Annotated in this window: 4 protein-coding genes and 1 pseudogene; all 5 read left to right on the forward strand. The window is 37.7% G+C overall.

Annotated elements, in window-relative coordinates; translation table 11 throughout:
• Positions 1-234 (forward strand): annotated as a pseudogene (locus tag ACFILL_RS09115) (hypothetical protein); the annotation flags it as partial.
• Between the two features lie 10 nt (positions 235-244).
• Positions 245-439: a hypothetical protein gene (locus ACFILL_RS09120; RefSeq protein WP_375637963.1), complete on the forward strand. Its 195-nt coding sequence runs from the start codon at positions 245-247 to the stop codon at positions 437-439.
• A 44-nt stretch (positions 440-483) separates the two neighbouring features.
• Positions 484-957 (forward strand): crossover junction endodeoxyribonuclease RuvC, encoded by a 474-nt coding sequence (locus tag ACFILL_RS09125; RefSeq protein ID WP_375657562.1) that lies wholly within the window; start codon positions 484-486, stop codon positions 955-957.
• Positions 947-1,297 (forward strand): DUF1376 domain-containing protein, encoded by a 351-nt coding sequence (locus ACFILL_RS09130; RefSeq protein WP_375681100.1) that lies wholly within the window; start codon positions 947-949, stop codon positions 1,295-1,297. Before ACFILL_RS09125 ends, ACFILL_RS09130 begins: the two co-directional genes overlap by 11 nt.
• Positions 1,287-1,812: DUF1376 domain-containing protein (locus ACFILL_RS09135; RefSeq protein WP_375643866.1), on the forward strand; the 526-nt coding region annotated here is incomplete at its 3' end. The genes ACFILL_RS09130 and ACFILL_RS09135, both read left to right, overlap by 11 nt.

Raw genomic sequence — 1,812 nt, forward strand, 5'->3', positions numbered from 1 at the left:
CTACTAACAGTACATGTTCAATCATGTGATGCGGAAATTAAAGAATTGAAGCAAAAGATAGATGCGTACCGAGAAGAGTTTAAACGGAAAAGTGAAAAGATACAGGCACTAAAAGCAGATGTTCAATCACGCGACGAGGAAGTTGAAAGACTAACACAAGAGCTTAAACAGCGTGATGAAGCAGTAAAAGCGCCGCCTCATAAGAATAAGAAGAGTAAGAAGAAGGGTAAGTGAGGAGATAGAGATGGGCTTAATTGCGCTTATTATATCTTGTTATGCAGCTTATACTGCTTTTAAAACCACAAAAAGGCTTAGACAAGAGATAAATGAAAAAGACGAAATAATACACGAGCAAGCAAAGCTCATTGAAAAATTATCTTTTCCTAACGTTTCTTATTGTGTGAATTGCAGTAAAATTGTGTGCAGAGAAGTCGTTTAAGCACCATTCTAAGAAAAAACCATCATTAAATGTAAGTGATTTAGATGCTTCATACAATCCTTTGTTTTGATCTAGGTACCAAAACGGGGTGGGCGATACGTGGTGCAAGTGGTGACATGTTCAGTGGTACCGTGAATTTTCAATCGCGCCGTTTTGAAGGCGGTGGAATGCGTTACTTGCGCTTTAAGCAATGGCTATCAGAAATAAAGCAGACAGCAGGTCAAATTGACGTGGTGTATTTTGAAGAGGTGAGGCGTCATAAAGGTACAGATGCAGCGCATGTTTACGGTGGTTTGTTAGCAACGTTAACGGCGTGGTGTGAACAGCATCAGATACCGTATGAGGGGATACCAGTAAGTACGATTAAGAAAGCGACGACAGGCAAGGGGAATGCGTCGAAAGAAGAGATGATTAAGGCGGTGCGTGCAAAAGGGCACAATCCGAAAGATGATAACGAAGCAGATGCTTTAGCAATTTTATATTTAGTTAAAGAAAGGGAATTGGGGTATGTCAACTAAGTTGCCATGGACGAGGCTTTTTGCATACAAATGGCTTCTTACTCTTGGTTGTTTGTCGCCGACCGAGAAATGTATCTATGTCATGTTGCGACTTCTAATGCTCCATACTGGTGAACCTATTTTAAAGGACTTAACGGTATTAGCTTTTTGGGTTGGTTATCCAGTAGAAGAGTTTGAAGCAGCTTTGAATTCCTTGATTGAAGGTGGATTCATCATACGTTTAGACAATGGTGGGTTGTGGAATTCAGAAGTTGAAAAAGAACTCAATAACGTCACTGAAGAGCTAGATAATTTCACTTGCAATAATAATAAAGAAAGGGAGGTGAAGTATGTCAACTAAGTTGCCATGGACGAGGCTTTTTGCAGACAAGTGGGCAATAGTTGTTGATTATTTGCCTGCTGTAGAGGGCAATATCTATATGCGATTACGGTTACGTATGTTGCATACTGGTGAACCTCTTTTTTATAATATTAAAGTTTTATCTAATTACACTGGTTATTCAGTGAAGAAGTTTGAAGCGGCACTGAATGTTTTGCTTGAAGAAGGATATTTCATTCGTTTAGCAGATGGTCGCTTGTGGAATTTAGATGTTGAGGAAGAACTCAATAACTCTAATGAGAATTTAAATAGACTCTCAGAAAAAGCTATAAAAGCTGCGAATACTAAGAGAAATAAGCAGAAAGATAATTCATCAAGAGAACATGATGATGTCATCATGACATCATCACGAGGTCATGATGACATCATGATGAGTTCATCACGACAACACATTAACAATAACAATAACAATAACAAAAAAAATAAAAATATTATTTTATCAAAAAGAGAAATTGATTTTGAAAATTTAGAAACAA

It is taken from the genome of Bartonella sp. AP20NXHL (assembly GCF_042196165.1).
Taxonomy (GTDB): Bacteria; Pseudomonadota; Alphaproteobacteria; order Rhizobiales; family Rhizobiaceae; genus Bartonella.